The sequence below is a fragment of the Rathayibacter sp. PhB151 genome, assembly GCF_004366415.1.
Taxonomy (GTDB): domain Bacteria; phylum Actinomycetota; class Actinomycetes; order Actinomycetales; family Microbacteriaceae; genus Rathayibacter; species Rathayibacter festucae.
In genome coordinates this window covers 1,308,729-1,324,606 of record NZ_SOEN01000007.1, presented here as the reverse complement: position 1 = coordinate 1,324,606, position 15,878 = coordinate 1,308,729, and the positions used below count along the sequence as shown (strand labels likewise).

The window sequence follows — 15,878 nt, the reverse complement described above, 5'->3', positions numbered from 1 at the left end:
ACGTCGAGGAGCAGGCGAGGAGTGTCGTTGTCAGGCATCGGTGGTCAGCCAGCGGGAGAGATCGCCGCCGGCCCGCTCGATCGCCTCCCGCAGCGGATCGAGACCGCCCTCTTTGAGAAGCGCTGCGAGCATCTTCCGGAGATCGGGAGATCCGCTCGCGGCGGCCCTCTCGACTGCCCGACGGACTGCGGGGTCGTACTGCACCGCTCGTCGATGACGAATGAGCCGTCGAAGGACGGGTCGTGCGGTGGTGCTCGCATCCCAGCGGCGCTCGTCGCCGAATGCCTGGATCACGCGTTCGGTGCTGTCAACCGGCGCGTGGCACGCGGCGTAGGCGAATGCGACGTGCAGCGCCGACACAGGCTCACTCTGCTGCTGGGCCACCTGTCCGGCGATGGTCATCACCCTGCGGAACTCTGCTGTGCGTTTCACGCTCCCCCTCCTCGACGTCATCGAGGAGCGTAGGTTCGCGCCCACCATCAGACAAGAGGAATCCTCGAAGTGGCGCGTTGCACACGATCTGACCGACTGCCGGCCTCGCGCCGGTCTACTTCGTGAGCTGTCCGAGCTTCGCGTGGGAGCGGGAGTAGGCGAAGTAGATCGCGAAGCCGATGGCCAGCCAGATCAGGAAGCGCAGCCAGGTCTCGATGGAGAGGTTGAGCATCAGGTAGGTGCAGATCAGGGCGGAGAGGCCGGGCAGCCAGGGGTTGAGTGGGACGCGGAAGCCGCGCTTGAGCTCGGGGCGCTTGCGGCGGAGGACGATGACGCCGACGGAGACCAGGACGAAGGCGGAGAGGGTGCCGATGTTCACCATCTCCTCGAGGACGCCGATCGGGGTGAGGCCGGCCAGCAGGGCGACGATGATCGTGACGACGACCGAGGTGACCCAGGGGGTGCGCAGGCGCGGGTGGACCTTCGCCAGGCGCTGGGGGAGCAGGCCGTCCCGCGACATCGCGAAGATGATGCGGGTCGCGCCGATGAGCAGGGTCAGCACGACAGTGGTGAGGCCGGCGACGGCGCCGGCGGAGATGACCGTCGCCATCCAGGTCTGGCCGTGATACGCGAAGGCGTTGGCGAGGGCGGCGGAGGGGTCGAGCTCGCGGTAGGGGACCATGCCTGTGACGACGAGGGCGACGGCGCAGTAGAGCACGGTGCAGATGATCAGCGAGGCGATGATGCCGATGGGCATGTCGCGCTGCGGGTTGCGGGTCTCCTCGGCGGTGGTCGCGACGACGTCGAAGCCGATGTAGGCGAAGAAGACCAGCGAGGCGCCGGCGATGATGCCGCCGACTCCGAAGGTCGCCGGCTCGATGCCGGAGAGGAACTGCAGCAGCGGCTGGGCGAGACCGGACGCGGCCTGCGACGCCTCCGCGGGCGGGATGAACGGCGAGTAGTTGCTCGCGTTGATGAACTGCAGCCCGGCGATGATGACGAACAGCACGATGAAGAGCTTCACGGCGACCAGCACCAGGTTGACGCGCAGGGACTCCTTGATGCCGAAGGTCATCAGGGCGCCGAGCACGAGCACCAGCAGGATCGCGGGGACGTCGACCACGCCGCCGTAGGAGATCGCCGCCGGCAGGACGATGCCGAGCTGCCCGAGGAACGAGCCGAGATAGGCGCTCCAGCCCTGGGCGACCACGCTCGCCCCGAGGAACAGCTCGAGGATCAGATCCCAGCCGATGATCCAGGCGAAGAGCTCGCCGAGCGAGGCGTAGGAGAACGTGTAGGCGGAGCCGGAGACCGGCACGGTGGAGGCGAACTCCGCGTAGCACATGGCCGCGAGCGCGCAGGCGAAGGCGGCGACGACGAAGCTCAGCACGATCGCGGGGCCGGCGATGTCGTGCGCGGCGCGGCCGGTGAGCGTGAAGATGCCGGCGCCGATCACGACGCCGACGCCGAAGACGGTGAGGTCGAGGGCGCTCAGCGACTTCTTGAGGCGGGTCTCGGGCTCGTCGGTGTCGGCGATGGACTGCTCGACGGACTTGGTGCGGAGGAGGCTCACGGTGGTTCTCTCTGGTGAGGTGACGCGGTGTGCGGCGGGTCGCGATGCGACGGCACTCCGGGAGGATAGCGGCGCGGCGGGCCCGTGCGGCAGCCCTCGCGCCGATGGCGGGAGGCGGGGGCCTTCGCGCGCTCCCGCGGCGGGGCCGGTGTCAGTCCGTCGTGAGCTCGTCCTTCTCCCGAGTGCTGATCGTTCCCGGAGCGGGCGTCCCGGGATGGGCGGGGCCGCCGGTGACCATCACCTCCACGTGTGCGCGCTGCGGAGGGTCGGAGTAGACGAAGGGGTAGGGCGCGCCACTCACGAGCGCTGCGACCTTCATGACACCGCCGATGCTGTAGGGGATCGAACCCGCGTAGGAGCCCGCGGGGATGAGGATGTAGCCGCCGCGGGGACCGACGCGGACGACCTGCGTCGACCCGAGGGTGAAGTCGTGATCCGTCCTGAAGTCCACCCTGCCCTCCTGGCGCAGCACGATCGGAGTTCCTGTGATCCCGTCTCCGTTCACGAACACCGAGATCTCGAAGCGCCGACGGGCACCCAGGTCGGTGGTCACGAGTCCGGCATCGATGACGCGCACCCCCAGGAAGGTCTCGGGGAGGACCGGGGAAGGGGAGACGGATGCCGCGGCACCGGGCGCCGCCGCGCAGGCGGCGATGACGGGCGTCGACCACGCGGCGGCGAGAGTGGACCGTCGGGCGACTCCCGGCCTCAGGGCGGAGTCGTGATCGTGCTGATCTCCGGTGTGCTCGTCGAACGGCATTCTGCGACCTCTCGTCGGTGAGTGGTGGTTCCGGAGCCGTCCTGCGGGGAGTCGGGGGATCGGCGCGGGACCGCTGAGAGTGTCCGGCAGCACCCCGCGGCGCAGCGAAGAAGTGACGCGAAGTGGGCGCACTGGCGGGTTCTATCTCTCATCGGGATCGGGCGAGGCCGACGCGAGCGAAGCGAGGACGGTGACGGGGGTTTGTCGTGATCAGCGCCCCGCGTGGTCAGAGCGCCCCGAGGCGATCGAGCGCGTACGACCAGGCGATCCGCTCCTGCTCGAGTCGGATGTTGCCCGCGGTGCTGAGGAGACTCAGAGCGTCGTCCTCGGAGCGGGTGAGCAGAGGAAGGGCTCCCAGATCGGGTGCCGGGTCGGTCCCCCAGAGGTCGCGGTGGGCGAGGAGGGTCTCCGTGTCCATCAGCGCAGATGTCGCGGCGACACCGAGCGCCCGCAGGCGGTGCAGGATCGAGAAGCCACGGGAGTCGAGATCACCCCAGTAGGTGACCTCGCGGGCCCAGGGCAGATGCGAGACCAGTCCCGCCCGGTCGCCTCCCCCGTGCAGGACGACCGCGCCCGGTACGTCCGGCATCGCCAGGACCGTGGCGAGGTTCTCGAAGACGAAGACCCTCGAGGGGTGGAAGGACAACCGGGCGAGATCGTCGATCGGCGCCGTCACGTCGGAGAGTCCGGACAGGGCGAGGGCGGAGTCCAGGATGCGCACCCGCAGGAGCGTCGACGGCTTCCTCAGTCCGAGATCGATGGCGCCGGTCGTGGAGCGGTGCAGTGCCGTCACGAGACCGAGGCGTCGCTCGATCCACTTCGAGTCGATGCCGCGAATGGGGAGTTCGCGGACGAACCGGTTCGAGACCGGATTGTCCCGCAGCCAGAGGAGGACGGCGACGAGCCGGTCGAAGTCGTCCTCGGTCAGTGCCGTGATGGTGCGCGCGTGGGTCTGCAGTGTCGCGACCGCGGCGTCTCCGCCACCGGTGAGGGATCGGAGCGCATCGATGCGGTGCCGCAGGCGCAGCCACTCGGGCTCCGCTCCCGCCGCACGCGCGATCGAGGTGGCCCCCCGGACGACGGCGCGCTCCGGTATCTCCTGTGATCCGACCCTCGACCAGCTCCGCACCGTCCAGGAGACCTCGATCTCGCCGGACTCCGCCGCGCGGCGCCAGGACTCCACCCAGGTCCGCGCGGCATCCAGATCGGTCAATGCATCGCGCTCGGTGGGCGGATGGAGCGGGAGATCGAGCATCGGCTCATGGTCGCCGCGCGCAGCCCATGAGCGCGATTCGCGCTGGAAGATCCGCTGGGCGCGGTCGCGGAGGTCGGCCACGGTGACAGGTGCCGTCATCGATGCTGTTCCTCTCCAGGCGTTCCGCCGGCCTCCTGCGGAGAGAACACCACGTCGGCGATCCTCGAGGCGTTGCGGTCCGGGTTGGACACCGCGGTGATGGCGCCAACATAGGGCTCGAGTGTCTGGAGGAGCTTCTGCGGCGTGGCGAGGACCATGTGGAACCCGAACGAGCGGAAGACGTCCATCGCGTTCCGCGTGTAACGGCTGTCGGCCTTGTCGAACGCCTCGTCGAGAATGATCGTCCCGAACCGGGGCAACTCCGCCTCCTCCTCGGTGAGCTGATAGCGGAGCGCGGCCGCGAGGCAGAAGATGACGAGCTTCTGCCGCTGACCGCCCGACAGCCCCTCGGCGGAGTCGTACACCCGGAGGACGGTCCCCGCGGCGTCCTTCTCGCGGGCGAGGAAGCTGACGTGCAGGCGGGTGTCGAGAACGCGAGCGCGCCAGTCCTGATCGACCCGGTCCCGCGAGCCCAGCCGACCCATCACCGTGCGCAGGACGGCGAAGCGCTGCTCGGCGCCCGCCGCGGACTCGTCGGCCCAGTTGCCCTCGACGATGCGGCGCAGATTCGCGAGGAAGTCCTCGACCTCGGGGGAGCGTGTCGTCCTGATGTCGATCTCGAGGAATCGGTCCCGTCCTTCGAACGGAGACCGTCCGAGAGAGGCGTTGACCGGCAGGATGCGCTCCCGGACGAGTCCCGGCGCATCCCGCAGATCGCCGAGGAGGTGGGCCACGACGTCCCGCGACCGCTCTCGAAGCAGGCGCCGGAAGTCGCTCTCCTTCTCCGGGAGCCCCCGGCTGAGGATGCCCTCGAGGAGAGCCCGGTAGCCGTACCTGTCTGCGATCTCGGCGGTCAGATCGGCGCCCGCCGCGGGCCAGGCGGCGCGGAACGCGGCGGCACCCGCGGCGAAGGCGGCCGCGGCGTCGCCACTGCGTCGCGCGGCGATGTCCTTCTCCCGGGAGAGTGCCGATTGCACGGCGCGCGCGATCGCGTCCACGGTCTCGAGGGTCAGCGAGCGCCTCTCGGCCCGGAACCGAGCGCCGAGGGCTTCGGCTGTGGAGTCGTCCAGGCTCGAAGGGGGTGCGGATTCCAGAGCAGCGAGCTGCGACTCGATCCGCTCGAGCGCACCCTGAGCGATCGCCTCCTCGCGGAGCGCCTGCTCGTTCCGGTGCGTGGCGTCCTCGAGCTGCGAGGCCGCCTGCTCCCGAGCCTCCTGCGCGTCGCGCAGCGATGACGACCGCGACGTCAGAGTTCTCAGCTCCGCGCGGTGCGCCGCACTGAGCTCCGCAGCCGCGGCGAGGTCGATGCGCTCCCACGAGACCGTCACGACCCTCTCGAGGACCGCTCGCTGACCGAGCGCTGATTCTCGTGCGGCGTCCGCCTTCCCGTCGGCTGCGGCGGCCGTCGCGCTGGCACGTTCGGCCTCCCGCTGCTGAGCGAGGAGCGCGTCCAGCCGCGCCTCCGTGTCACCGCCGAGAAGCCACCGGGTCGCATCGCCGACGGCGGAGCGGTCGTCCTTCTCGTATCGGCGCGAGGTGCGCTTGACGAGCCCGCCGATCGTCACTCCGCGGTCGACGTCATCGAGCTCGTCGGCGTCGGCCACGCAGGCGAAATCGAAGTCGGATGCGAGTCGCCGCCGGAGGAACAGGGTGAACGGGCCCTCACTCACCGTGACGCGATGGAGGAGTGAGCGGGGGTCGCGTGGTCGGCGAGGTGGCTCGCTCACCTCCGGGACGGCCTCCATCACCAGACGGACACCGAGATGTCGGGCGTCGGACGCCCGACGAGCTGCAGGGAGGAGGTCGTCGGGCACGAGGAGCGTCGTGGCGAGTGGTGCGAGCACCCGCTCGATCGCGCCGCGCCAGGCCGCGTGCTCGGGCAGGACGGCGACGAGCTCGCCGGCGAAGGGAACCGCAGCGTCCGGAACGCCGAGCGAGCGGGCGAGGAAACGGCGCGCGGCGAGAAGCCGAGGGTCGAGATTACTGCGATGCTCGCGCAGTGCGACGATCTGAGCCTCGACGGCTGCCAACCGCTTCCGGGTCTCGCTCGCCGCATCCCGGATGGAATGGGGCACAGGAGCCACGCGCTTCGTCAGCTCGGCGGCGGCCGTCGCAAGGAGGTCGGCGAACTGCGCCGCATCGGCAGGCAGCGGAACGCCGATCCGCTTCAGCTCACTCGACAGGCGATCTCGCTCCCGTGTCACCTCGCGCTCGGCCCGCTCGGCGGCGGTGATCCGCTCCTGCAGCAGCTCGACACGAGCGCCGCCCTCCTCCCGCACCCTCGCGACGGCAGTGTCGAGGGCACCCCGCGCGATCGCCTGCTGGCGCGAGGTATCAGACAACCGCGACAGGGCTCTGGCGAGTGTCGCGCGCGCGGGGCCGAGCGCCTCGTGCGCCAGCCGCCGCTTGACCGAATCGGTGTACGGCTCGACAGCGTCGTGCAGCTGGGCGACCGAGGACGACTCGGCGGAGGCGAGATCGAACGCCGTGATCGAGGCGTCGAGCGACCGCAGGGCGTCGGCCTGGCGCCGGAGATCGACGACGTGCGCGTGCGCCTGATCGAGTTCGACGAACTGCTCCACCGCATTGTCGGCCCGCGCGAAGGTCGCTGGGGACTCGAGCATGAAACCGCGGAAGAGGGCGTCGAGCGTCCCGAGATTCTTCGCGGACTGCGTCTTGTGGAGCAGCTGCAGCGTGGTGTCGCTGCGGAAGCCGAAGTGCCGGACCACCCGCTCGTGGAACCTGCCGTGCTTGCCTCCGGTCGTGATGAGCGCGTCGGGCAGCTCTGCCGACATCCGCCGCGCATCGATTCCGCTCGCGACGTGCGGCGCAAGGGCGACGATGTCGAGGTCGCCGCGCGTGAAGATCCGGGCGTCCTTCAGCGCGGTCGTCTCGGTGCGGGTGCCCGGCGCATGGAAGACACGAGCGAGCACGACGGGTTCGTCGTGCAGGTTCTCGTAGCGCAGCAGGACCCCGCTCCACGTGGCGCGGGACCGGAGGAAGGTCGTGGTCGCCCGGTCGGAGCTCTCGTCGACCTCCTTCGTCCAGGCTCCCCGCACGTAGCTCATCAGGGAGCGATCGCTCTGCCTGGAGGCGCCGTCCTGTGCCGCGGCGTTCAGCCTGAGCCAGCGGTCGGGAGTCACGACCGCGGCGATCCCGTCGAGCACGGACGACTTGCCCGAGCCCGACGCGCCGGTGAGGAGGTGGCCGGAGCGCGCGATGCCGATTCTCACCCGACCGGAGAAGGTGCCCCAGTTGAAGAGCTCGACCTCCGCCAGGCGCCACTGCCGGGTGGGCTCAAGCCCGGGCGTCACGTCGGAGGCGTCGTCGTCGAAGGTGAGCATCGTCATTCGTCGTCCTCGTCCTTCAGGTCGTCGTCGTCGCTCTCGTCGCGGAGGGCCTCGGGAGCGGCCGCACCCTGCCGAGAGATCCGTTCGTACTCGGCAGTGATGGCGCGGACCTGGTCGGCATCGACGATGAGCCGCAGCACCGGAGAGATCTCAGCGCGGTCGTCCTTCAGGGGGTGCAGGACACGCAGTTTGTTCTGCATCTTGTGCCAGGACGCGTTGAGGCGGCTTGCGAAGTCCTTCTCGTCGCGATCCTTCGTGCGGTAGACGGTCAGCTGCTCGAGCACCTCGGTCCTGCCCACGATCACGCGTCCTCGCCCCTCCTCGCTCAGCAGGGTCTGCCGAAGCACGAGCAGCATCGCGCTGTCGAGGAAGGTCAGGGCTTCTGAGCGCACCGCGCTCGGTGCGTCGTCGGAGGGCGCGTTCCGCACGAACGCGAACTCGCGGTCGCGGTCGAGGACCAGCTCGAGGAAGAGATCGGCGAGTCGCGAGCGGATCACTCTCTCGTCGCTCAGGAGCACGGCCCAGAGCTGCGGCTCCCGTGCTCCCGAGAGGTAGGGGCCCCGGATGAGCCGGAGCTGCACGCGCCGGGTGCGGTCGGGCAAGGTCCCGCTGTCACCCTGCCAGAGACCTGCCTCGTCGAGGTCGTCCGTTCCGTCGGAGGAGGGCACGGCCTGCTGCTCGCCGGTCACGAGACGGTCCCGATGAAGCGGTGCGCCGCGACGACGGCGGTCCGTGGGATCTCGTCTGTGCCGCGCCAGGAGAGCACCTCGAGCTCGTCGTCGACGGTTCCCTGCTCGGCTGCGAGGGCGAGCAGGCCGACGACGCTGCCGACGCCCTGCGTTGCGGGATGGACGTGCAGGACCTCGGCCACCGTGCAGGACCCTCGCGCGGCGAGCAGATCGTTCGTGTTGCGGATGAGCTCGTCGAAGTCGATCTCGGTCTCCCGGGCCAGAGCCCGGAGGTGCGTGAGGTCGGCGACCGCCGCGGGGTTCTCGTGGATCTCCGCGGTGGCGTCGAGCTCGGCCGGATCGTGCAGGTCGATCGAGCCGACGCTCGTCATCGAGACCGCGGAGAGGTCGAGAGACAGACCGACGGACGACCACGGCCGAGTGTGCGGTGCGGCAGTGATGCCTGCGTGCTGCGCGGTCCGGAGGAGCGAGCGCATCACCCGATCCTGCTGGTAGTCCTGGGACTGCACGTAGCGGCGGAGCGCCCGCGCGAAGAGGGTGATCACGTCGTGGATCTCCGCGCTGCGGCCCTTGAGCGTCGTCAGGAAGGAGCGCAGCGACCGGCGCTCCGCCGAACTGAGAGCGCTGGCGAACGAGCGGTCGAGGATCCGCCGGACATCCGCCTCGAACGCCGCGCCGAGCGCGGGATCGAGCACGAGCTGCGAGAACGCGGCGAAGCTGCGCCCCGCGTCCGAGTCGCTGATGTGGTCGATCCCGCGGAACACCTCGTCGACGACGGTCGCCTGGGAGGCGCCGGATTCGACGATCTTGGCTCGCAGTGACGCATTGAGTGCCTCGAACTCGCCGCGGACGCGGGCGAAGTCGTCGGGCACCTCGGCGGCCTGGGCGAGGAGGTCGCGCACCCTCTCGAGCGCGCGATCGGGGTCGAGCGTGGGGGCGTCTCCGGCCTGCAGGTCGCTGATGCGTCGTTCGATGCGATCGAGCTCCTCCTCGAGCAGCGCGACCCGGGTGTTCGTGTCGGGGTCGGTCTCGATCGCGAGGAGCCGGACCTGCGTCGCGAGACCGGTGAGCCGTGACTCCGTCACGCTCGAGCGCGGCGCGGCTCGCCCTTCCAGAAAGCGGATCGCGACGATGGCCTCGGGGGACAGCTCGAACGTCTCGCCGCGAGCCTCGGTCGACGGCCGACGCACGAGGTAGCCGGCCGAACGCCAGTCGGCGCAGTAGCCCTTCGCGCTCAGAGGGAGGTGCAGGCCCTGATCGCGCAGCCGCTCGAGGTCGCCGTCGAGGCGCTCGTACAGCTCCTCCGCGTCGACCCGTCGCTCGTCGGCGCCGAGGTGCGTGCCGAGGAGTCCCGCGATGACGGGGAGGTTGTCGGTCGAGAGAAGGCGCAGGGCGACGTCGTCATCGGCGAGCTTGCGGAGGTGATGAACCTGAGCGACGGCGGGCATGCCGTCATTCTCGTGCACTGCACCGACATCCCGTCGGTGAGCGGCGGAGCCTGCTCCGCCTGTCCGCTCCCTGCCGCTTCACTGGCGCGGAAGGCCGCTCCACGACGCCCACAGGAGCGCGTACGGCCCGCCGGTGGCGAGCAGCTCGGCGTGCGTGCCCTGCTCGGCGATGCGGCCACGCCCGCGGTCTACGCGGCGCGGGCTCGGGGCTGATCGGCGGGGTCCGCAGGGCGCGGCCTCGCCGTGGTCGGGGGTGCGGGGCTACCCTTCGACGCATGCACCGGATCTTCACGACGAGCGTCGCCTCCGTGTACCCGCACTACGTGGCGAAGGCCGAGCGGAAAGGGAGGACGAGGGCCGAGGTCGACGAGGTGATCGTGTGGCTGACCGGCTTCTCGGACGAGGAGCTGCACCGCCACCTCGAGGCCGGGACGACCTTCGAGGACTTCTTCGCCGCGGCGCCGATGAACCCGAGCGCGGCCCTGATCACGGGAGTCGTCTGCGGCGTTCGCGTCGAGAGCGTCGAGGATCCGCTGATGCAGCGGATCCGCTGGCTGGACAAGCTGGTCGACGAGCTGGCGAAGGGCAAGGCGATGACGAAGGTGCTGCGCGGCTGACGTCACCGCTGCTCGCGGCGCGGTCACCCTCCGGCGGCCCGGCTCCTTCCACTGCCTGCACTCTCGACCGTGCTTCCGTCGGCGCCCTCGCTCCGATCGGGGCCCGGCCGACCCGATGTCGGCGCGCCGGTGGGTGGCCCGCGACGACGGCGGACCGCCACCACGATGAGCGCGATCACGGCGACGACGGCGAGCCAGGGGAGGAGGAAGCCGAGGCCGATGAGGGCGCCGTTCGCGGCGACGACCAGACCGTTCCAGCCGGCGAGCAGGCCGTCGAGGAAGCCGGTGGGCTCTGCGGTGACGGGGGACGACTCCGGGAGGACCGTCACCGTGAGGGTCGCCAGCGATACCTGGCCCTCGAGGGCGGCGAGCTGCTGCTGGGAGGACTCGAGCGAGGCCTGGCGATCGGCGAGAGCGGACTCCGCGGCGAGGAGGTCGGCGAGGCTGCCGGCCTGGGCGATCAGCTCGGTCAGCCGGTCGACGGAGGCCTGGGCGGCGTCGACCCGCGCGCGGAGGTCGATCGCCTGGGTGGTCACGTCGCGCCGGTCGATCGACGAGCCGGTCACCGTGCCGAGGGCCGCCAGCGACTCTCGAGCGTCGGCGAGCCGGTCAGCGGGGACCCGGATCGAGACGCTCCCAGCGCCCTCGGGCAGGGGCGCGTACTGCGACGGGTCGAGAGCGGGGTCGGTTCCGGCCGCCGGTTCGGAGGTGCTGGAGCTGATGCTGGAGCTCTCGACGTAGCCGCCGAGCGCGGCGGCGGTCGCGCTGAGCGCGGCGATCGCGTCGGCGACGGAGCCGGCCTCGAGCGTCGCGTTCGCCGTGGAGACGACCTCCCTGCCGGTCCCCTCCGCGGACGCGTCGCCGGGTGCCTCCGCCGAGCCCTGTGCCGAGCCGTCGGTGAACTGCGGCGCGTACTCCGCGCCCGACTGCCCGGAGTCGGGACCGCCTGCCTCGCTCGAGGACCCTGCCGCGCTCGAAGCGGACCCCACTCCGACACCGCCTCCGATCAGGGGGCCGACGACGACGGCGACCACGAGGAGGCCCGCGGCGACACTCCCGATCGCGGCGACGCGTCGGCGACGGGCTCCTCTCTCGCGGCGCGCGGCGCTGATGGAGCGGAAGACCCGCGCCTCGAGTGCCGAGACGCGGTCCTCGTCGAGGGTGTCGAGCTCGGGCGCTGGGCGATCGGACGCGTGGATCTCGGCAGGCTGGAACTCGGAGGCCTGGAGCGCATTCACCCGCTCGTCGGTGGGTTCGGTCATGACGTCTCGGCTCCTCGGAAGTCGTCGACCACGAGTCGGAGGCGTCGACGGACGCGCGACAGGCGGTTGCGGACGGTGGCGTGCGAAACGCCCAGGGTGACCGCGGCCTCCTCGTAGCCGCGCCCCTCGGTGGCGCAGAGGCGGAAGATCGCACGGTCGAGCTCGGCGAGCCCGGCCGTCTCTCGGAGGATCGCCTCGGCGAGCGCCGCGGTGACGATCTGCTGCTCGAGGTCGTGGGGAGAGGGCGTCTCGTCGTCGGCCTCGACGGTCCGCTCCCGGTCGCGGAGGCGGGAGCGCAGGCGGTTGGCCGCTTGGAAGCGGCAGATCGTCGCGAGCCAGGGGAGGAGGGAATCGCTCACCAGCTCGAGCCCGCCGAGTCGGCTCCAGGCGAGGACGAAGGTCTCCTGCGCGACGTCCTCGGCGTCCCGGGGGTCGCGGAGGATTCCGTGCGCGAGCCAGTAGACGGGGCGGACGTAGGCGCGATAGAGGGAGCGGAAGGCGAGCTCGCTGCCCGCAGCCGCGCGGCGCACGAGCTCGGCGTCGGTCTCCTCCGAAACGGTGCCCGCCCCGCGAGGTGCGGTCGTCTCCTCCCGAGGCGTTCGCGCCTGAGGCGTGCTCTCCTGAGTGGGCGTCATCCACGGACCTCCTCTCCCTCTCACTCTGACAGTGTCGGGCGGGCGCGGATCGTCTCAGAATCCGATCCGGCCGCCGAGAAGAGCGCCCCCCGCTAGGACAGATCGGGGATCACGATCTGCTGCAGAGCCCAGGTGTTGCCGTCGGGATCGGCGAAGTACACGAACTCGCCCCAGGGCTGCGAGTCGACCTCGGACACCTCCGCGCCACGGGCCAGCAGCTCCTCCCGGGCCTTCGCCGCGTCCGCGACGACCATCTGCAGGCCCTTCTGCGAGCCGGGCACCATCTCGGTGATGCCGACGCCGAGGACGATGGAGCAGGCCGACCCGGGCGGCGTCAGCTGCACGAAGCGCAGCCCCTCGTGCACCGTGTGGTCGTGGTCGGCGACGAAGCCGATCCGCTCGACGTAGAACCGCTTGGCGCGATCGACGTCGGTCACCGGAACCGCGACGAGCTCGAGCTTCATGTCCATGGTGTCTCTCCTGCTCCGTGTCCTTCGAGTGCCCGGCCGGGCTCTCGGGGACGACGTTAGAGCGGCATCAGGTCAGTTCACGTCCTGATGGAGGAGCAGGATGTCGGCATGGCTGCGACCACCTCCCGCGCACTCGCTCTGCTCGCCCTGCTGCAGACCCACCGGCAGTGGTCGGGGCCGGTCCTCGCGGCGCGCCTCGGCGTGACGGAGCGGACTCTGCGCCGTGACATCGAGCAGCTGCGCGAGCTGGGCTACGCCGTGGCGGCGACCCGCGGCGCACTCGGCGGCTACCGGCTCGAGCCGGGCAGCCGCGTCCCCCCCCGCTGCTCCTCAGCGACGACGAGGCCGTGGCCGTGGCGGTCGGGCTCCGGCTCGCGGCCGACGAGGGGCTCGCCGACGGCGAGCGGACGACGCTGAGCGCCCTCGCGAAGTTCGAGCAGGTGCTGCCGAGTGCTCTGCGGGAGCGCGTCAGCGCGGTCGGTGGGGTGCTCCGGTCCGCCAGGCCGCGCGCCGCGTCGATCCCGCCGGAGATCCTCGGCCGGATGGCGCTGGCCTGCCGCGACCACGAACGGCTCCGCTTCCACTACGTCGCGGCGGACGGGGCCGAGAGCGACCGCGTCGTCGAGCCGCACGCGGTGGTGTCCACGCATCGCTCCTGGGTGCTGGTCGGCTGGGACCGGCAGCGCGAGGACTGGCGGACGTTCCGGCTCGACCGGGTGAGCCGGCTCCTCGAGACCCGCGTGCACTTCGAGCCGCGGCGGCTCCCCGAGGACGACGCCGCGGCGTTCGTGGCGTCGTCCGGGCGGACGGCGCGGTACGAGCTGGTCGTCGATCTGGCGATGCCGATCGACGAGGTGGTGCGGGTCTTCGGGCGATGGTCGGCGGGATCGGTCGCGCTCGACGCTCGGTGGACGCGCTGGCCGGTGGAGGCGGACACGGTGGCCGGTCTGCTCGCGGCACTGGTCTGGATCCCGGTGGGGGTGGAGCATCGGGTGGACGGGGATCCGGACACGCTCTCGGCGGTGCGCGCGGCTCTCGAGCGGATGCACGCCGCTGCGTCGAGGTGAGGCCGTCCCTCCACAGGAGAGGAGTTGCGGCGGCTCTCCACGGATCCGCCGACCGGCTCCCACGGCGGATGCGGCGACGACGACCGTAGCCGCATGACTCGTACCGATCGCCTCGCCACCGCCCGCCACAGCCCCTCCCGGGAGCCGGAGCTCCTCCGCGTGAGCGGGCTGCCCGACCTGCTCGCCGCCGTCCCCTCGATGATCGGCCTCCATCCGGAGGACGCCCTCGTCGTCGTCCCGTTCCTCGGGAACCGGGCGGGAGGCGGTTTCCGCTTCCCGATCCCTCACCGACTGCGCCGAGCGGAGATCGACCAGCTGGCGGGCCGGTGCGAGCGCTTCACGGCGTCGATCTCGCGGGCGACCGCGGTGCTGGCCATCGTCTACACGCGGCAGAGCTACGAGACCGCGCGCGGCATCCCGCTGCTCGACCTCGGCCGCACCGTCCTCCGGCGGCTCGAACGGACCGACCTCGGGATCGTCGGCGTGGCCTGCGTCGCCGCCGACGGCTGGGGGCGCTACACCTCGATCGAGGAGACGCGCGAGCCGCGCCCGCTCGCCGAGATCGAGGAGAGCCCGACCGGCGTCCTCGCGCGCGCGGCGGCTCCCGAGCCGCTCGACGTGACGGCGCTCGCCGCACTGCCGACGGTCTCGGACTCCGATCGTGCGACGGTCGAGGCGATCGTGCGTCATCCTGCCTCGGGGGCGCACGACGTGATCGGCCTGGTCGAGCGCTGGCTGCACGGCCCGCCGGCACCGCGTCAGGAGGCCACGCTCATCCGGGTGCTGCAGTCCCCGGCGTTGCGCGATCAGGCGACCCTGCAGATCGCGCTCGGCTGCGAGACGGCGTTCGAGGAGCGGCGGCGACAGAAGCGGCTCGAGGGGGAGCAGGCGCGCACCGGCCGCTCGATGGACGAGCTCATCGAGAGCGACGCCGACGCAGGACTCGAGGACGCGCACGACCTGCTCTCCGCGTCGCTGATGATGGGGACGGGGCCCGGCCCGGATCTCGAGCGGACCGAGCGAGCGACAGGTCGGCTCGCTCGTGCGGCAGCGCTCGCGCCCGTCGAGGCGCGGCCGCCGGTGCTGACCGTCCTCGCCTGGTGCTGGTGGGCGCTCGGCGTCTCCTCGATCGCCACCCGGCACCTCGAGGAGGCGCTCCGGATCGACCCGCACTACTCGCTGGCGAAGCTCCACCGGTCGGTGCTCGAGATCCGCGCCGTGCCCGACTGGGTGCTCGACTCCGCGACCCGGTCGCTGGACCGGGCGGCGGCACACGTGTGACCGGCGCGGAGAGCACGTGGTGACGCGGCTCCGAGCGCGGCCCTTGCCGCCTTGGACGAGCGCGAGTAACGTGCAACCACATGGTTGTACGAATCGAGGAAGAGAGCGATGTCGACCGGCTGTTCCAGGCGCTCGCCGACAGGACGCGGCGCGACATCGTCGCTCGGGTGTTGGAAGCGGAGCAGTCCGTGACGGTGCTCGCGGCACGCTACGAGATGTCCTTCGCCGCGGTGCAGAAGCACGTCGCGGTGCTGGAGCGGGCGGAGCTCGTCCGCAAGCGCCGCAGCGGGAGGGAGCAGCTCGTGAGCGGAGAGGTCGCTTCGCTCAGGAGGGCGGCGCGACTGCTCGAGGCCTACGAGCTGCTCTGGCGCGATCGCGTCGACCGCATCGCCGACGTCCTCGCCGAGGACGAGGTGCGACCACCGGAGGAACGAAGGAAGGGACGTGCAGGATGACCGTCGTGGAGTCCGTCAAGGACATCGAGAACCTGACCATGACCATCACCGCCGAGTTCGAGGCGCCCGTCGAGCGGGTGTGGCGGATCTGGGCGGACCCGCGGCGGCTCGAGCGCTGGTGGGGACCGCCGACCTGGCCGGCGACCTTCGAGACGCACGAGGCGGTGGAGGGCTCGCGAAGCCGGTACTTCATGACGGGGCCGGACGGGGAGAAGGCTCGCGGCTACTGGGTGGTGACGAAGGTCGAGGAGCCGACGCGGTTCGAATTCGACGACGGCTTCGCCGATGAGGAGGGGAGCCCGGACGACTCGATGGGGGTCACCCACGCGGTCGTCACCCTCGCCGAGGTGGACGGTCGCACCCGGATGACCGTCCGCTCCTCCTTCGAGACCCTCGAGCAGCTCGAGCAGATGGTGCAGATGGGCATGGAGGAGGGGATGAACCAGGCGATGGGGCAGATCGACGCGCTGCTCGCGGAGTGAGCA

The 15,878-nt window shown here is 71.1% G+C and carries 16 protein-coding genes; 6 read left to right on the top strand and 10 right to left on the bottom strand.

The genetic code is table 11. From position 1 onward, the window contains the following. Positions 1–30: 30 nt before the first annotated feature. The 7 genes from EDF35_RS13680 to EDF35_RS13650 all read right to left on the bottom strand — a co-directional run bounded on the left by EDF35_RS13680 (position 31) and on the right by EDF35_RS13650 (position 9,606). On the bottom strand, positions 31–432 hold the full coding sequence (locus EDF35_RS13680) for a hypothetical protein (RefSeq protein WP_133962680.1): 402 nt from the start codon (positions 430–432) through the stop codon (positions 31–33). 115 nt (positions 433–547) lie between these two features. After that, the gene (locus EDF35_RS13675) at positions 548–2,005 is read right to left on the bottom strand and encodes an amino acid permease (protein ID WP_133962679.1); all 1,458 of its coding nucleotides are present in this window, start codon (positions 2,003–2,005) and stop codon (positions 548–550) included. Between the two features lie 151 nt (positions 2,006–2,156). Continuing rightward, entirely contained in the window at positions 2,157–2,765 is a 609-nt protein-coding gene (locus tag EDF35_RS13670) for a hypothetical protein (protein WP_133962678.1), read from the bottom strand. 226 nt (positions 2,766–2,991) lie between these two features. After that, entirely contained in the window at positions 2,992–4,119 is a 1,128-nt protein-coding gene (locus EDF35_RS13665; protein ID WP_133962677.1) for a Wadjet anti-phage system protein JetD domain-containing protein, read from the bottom strand. Beyond that, positions 4,116–7,469 (bottom strand): SbcC/MukB-like Walker B domain-containing protein, encoded by a 3,354-nt coding sequence (locus EDF35_RS13660; protein WP_133962676.1) that lies wholly within the window; start codon positions 7,467–7,469, stop codon positions 4,116–4,118. Before EDF35_RS13660 ends, EDF35_RS13665 begins: the two co-directional genes overlap by 4 nt. Further along, positions 7,466–8,137: a DUF4194 domain-containing protein gene (locus EDF35_RS13655; protein ID WP_133962761.1), complete on the bottom strand. Its 672-nt coding sequence runs from the start codon at positions 8,135–8,137 to the stop codon at positions 7,466–7,468. Before EDF35_RS13655 ends, EDF35_RS13660 begins: the two co-directional genes overlap by 4 nt. Before the next feature lie 17 nt (positions 8,138–8,154). Further along, positions 8,155–9,606, bottom strand: a complete 1,452-nt coding sequence (locus EDF35_RS13650; protein ID WP_133962675.1) for a DUF3375 domain-containing protein — start codon at positions 9,604–9,606, stop codon at positions 8,155–8,157. A 275-nt stretch (positions 9,607–9,881) separates the two neighbouring features. On the opposite strand from EDF35_RS13650, the gene EDF35_RS13645 reads away from it, so the two are divergent. Beyond that, a complete protein-coding gene (locus EDF35_RS13645) occupies positions 9,882–10,223 on the top strand; it encodes a DUF2200 domain-containing protein (protein WP_123732924.1) in 342 nt (113 codons plus the stop codon). A gap of 23 nt (positions 10,224–10,246) precedes the next feature. Here the strand turns inward: EDF35_RS13645 and EDF35_RS13640 are convergent, their stop codons facing one another. The 3 genes from EDF35_RS13640 to EDF35_RS13630 all read right to left on the bottom strand — a co-directional run bounded on the left by EDF35_RS13640 (position 10,247) and on the right by EDF35_RS13630 (position 12,590). Then, on the bottom strand, positions 10,247–11,485 hold the full coding sequence (locus EDF35_RS13640) for a DUF4349 domain-containing protein (RefSeq protein ID WP_133962674.1): 1,239 nt from the start codon (positions 11,483–11,485) through the stop codon (positions 10,247–10,249). Further along, positions 11,482–12,120: an RNA polymerase sigma factor gene (locus EDF35_RS13635; protein WP_133962673.1), complete on the bottom strand. Its 639-nt coding sequence runs from the start codon at positions 12,118–12,120 to the stop codon at positions 11,482–11,484. Before EDF35_RS13635 ends, EDF35_RS13640 begins: the two co-directional genes overlap by 4 nt. A gap of 92 nt (positions 12,121–12,212) precedes the next feature. Continuing rightward, positions 12,213–12,590, bottom strand: coding sequence for a VOC family protein (locus tag EDF35_RS13630; protein WP_133962672.1), 378 nt, complete (start codon positions 12,588–12,590; stop codon positions 12,213–12,215). 108 nt (positions 12,591–12,698) lie between these two features. Here EDF35_RS13630 and EDF35_RS13625 point away from each other — a divergent pair, with 108 nt between their 5' ends. The 5 genes from EDF35_RS13625 (at position 12,699) to EDF35_RS13605 (ending at position 15,875) form a co-directional block, all read left to right on the top strand. Beyond that, positions 12,699–13,007: a helix-turn-helix domain-containing protein gene (locus EDF35_RS13625; protein ID WP_166674105.1), complete on the top strand. Its 309-nt coding sequence runs from the start codon at positions 12,699–12,701 to the stop codon at positions 13,005–13,007. After that, positions 12,944–13,657 carry a WYL domain-containing protein gene (locus EDF35_RS13620; RefSeq protein ID WP_133962670.1) on the top strand — a complete coding sequence of 238 codons (714 nt, stop codon included), beginning with the start codon at positions 12,944–12,946 and terminating at the stop codon, positions 13,655–13,657. Before EDF35_RS13625 ends, EDF35_RS13620 begins: the two co-directional genes overlap by 64 nt. A gap of 93 nt (positions 13,658–13,750) precedes the next feature. Beyond that, positions 13,751–14,938, top strand: coding sequence for a DUF4192 family protein (locus EDF35_RS13615; RefSeq protein ID WP_133962669.1), 1,188 nt, complete (start codon positions 13,751–13,753; stop codon positions 14,936–14,938). A gap of 80 nt (positions 14,939–15,018) precedes the next feature. Beyond that, complete coding sequence (locus EDF35_RS13610; protein WP_133962668.1) at positions 15,019–15,393, top strand: helix-turn-helix domain-containing protein; 375 nt, start codon at positions 15,019–15,021, stop codon at positions 15,391–15,393. Beyond that, complete coding sequence (locus EDF35_RS13605; RefSeq protein WP_123706583.1) at positions 15,390–15,875, top strand: SRPBCC domain-containing protein; 486 nt, start codon at positions 15,390–15,392, stop codon at positions 15,873–15,875. The genes EDF35_RS13610 and EDF35_RS13605 overlap by 4 nt, the downstream gene beginning before the upstream one ends. Positions 15,876–15,878: the final 3 nt, after the last annotated feature.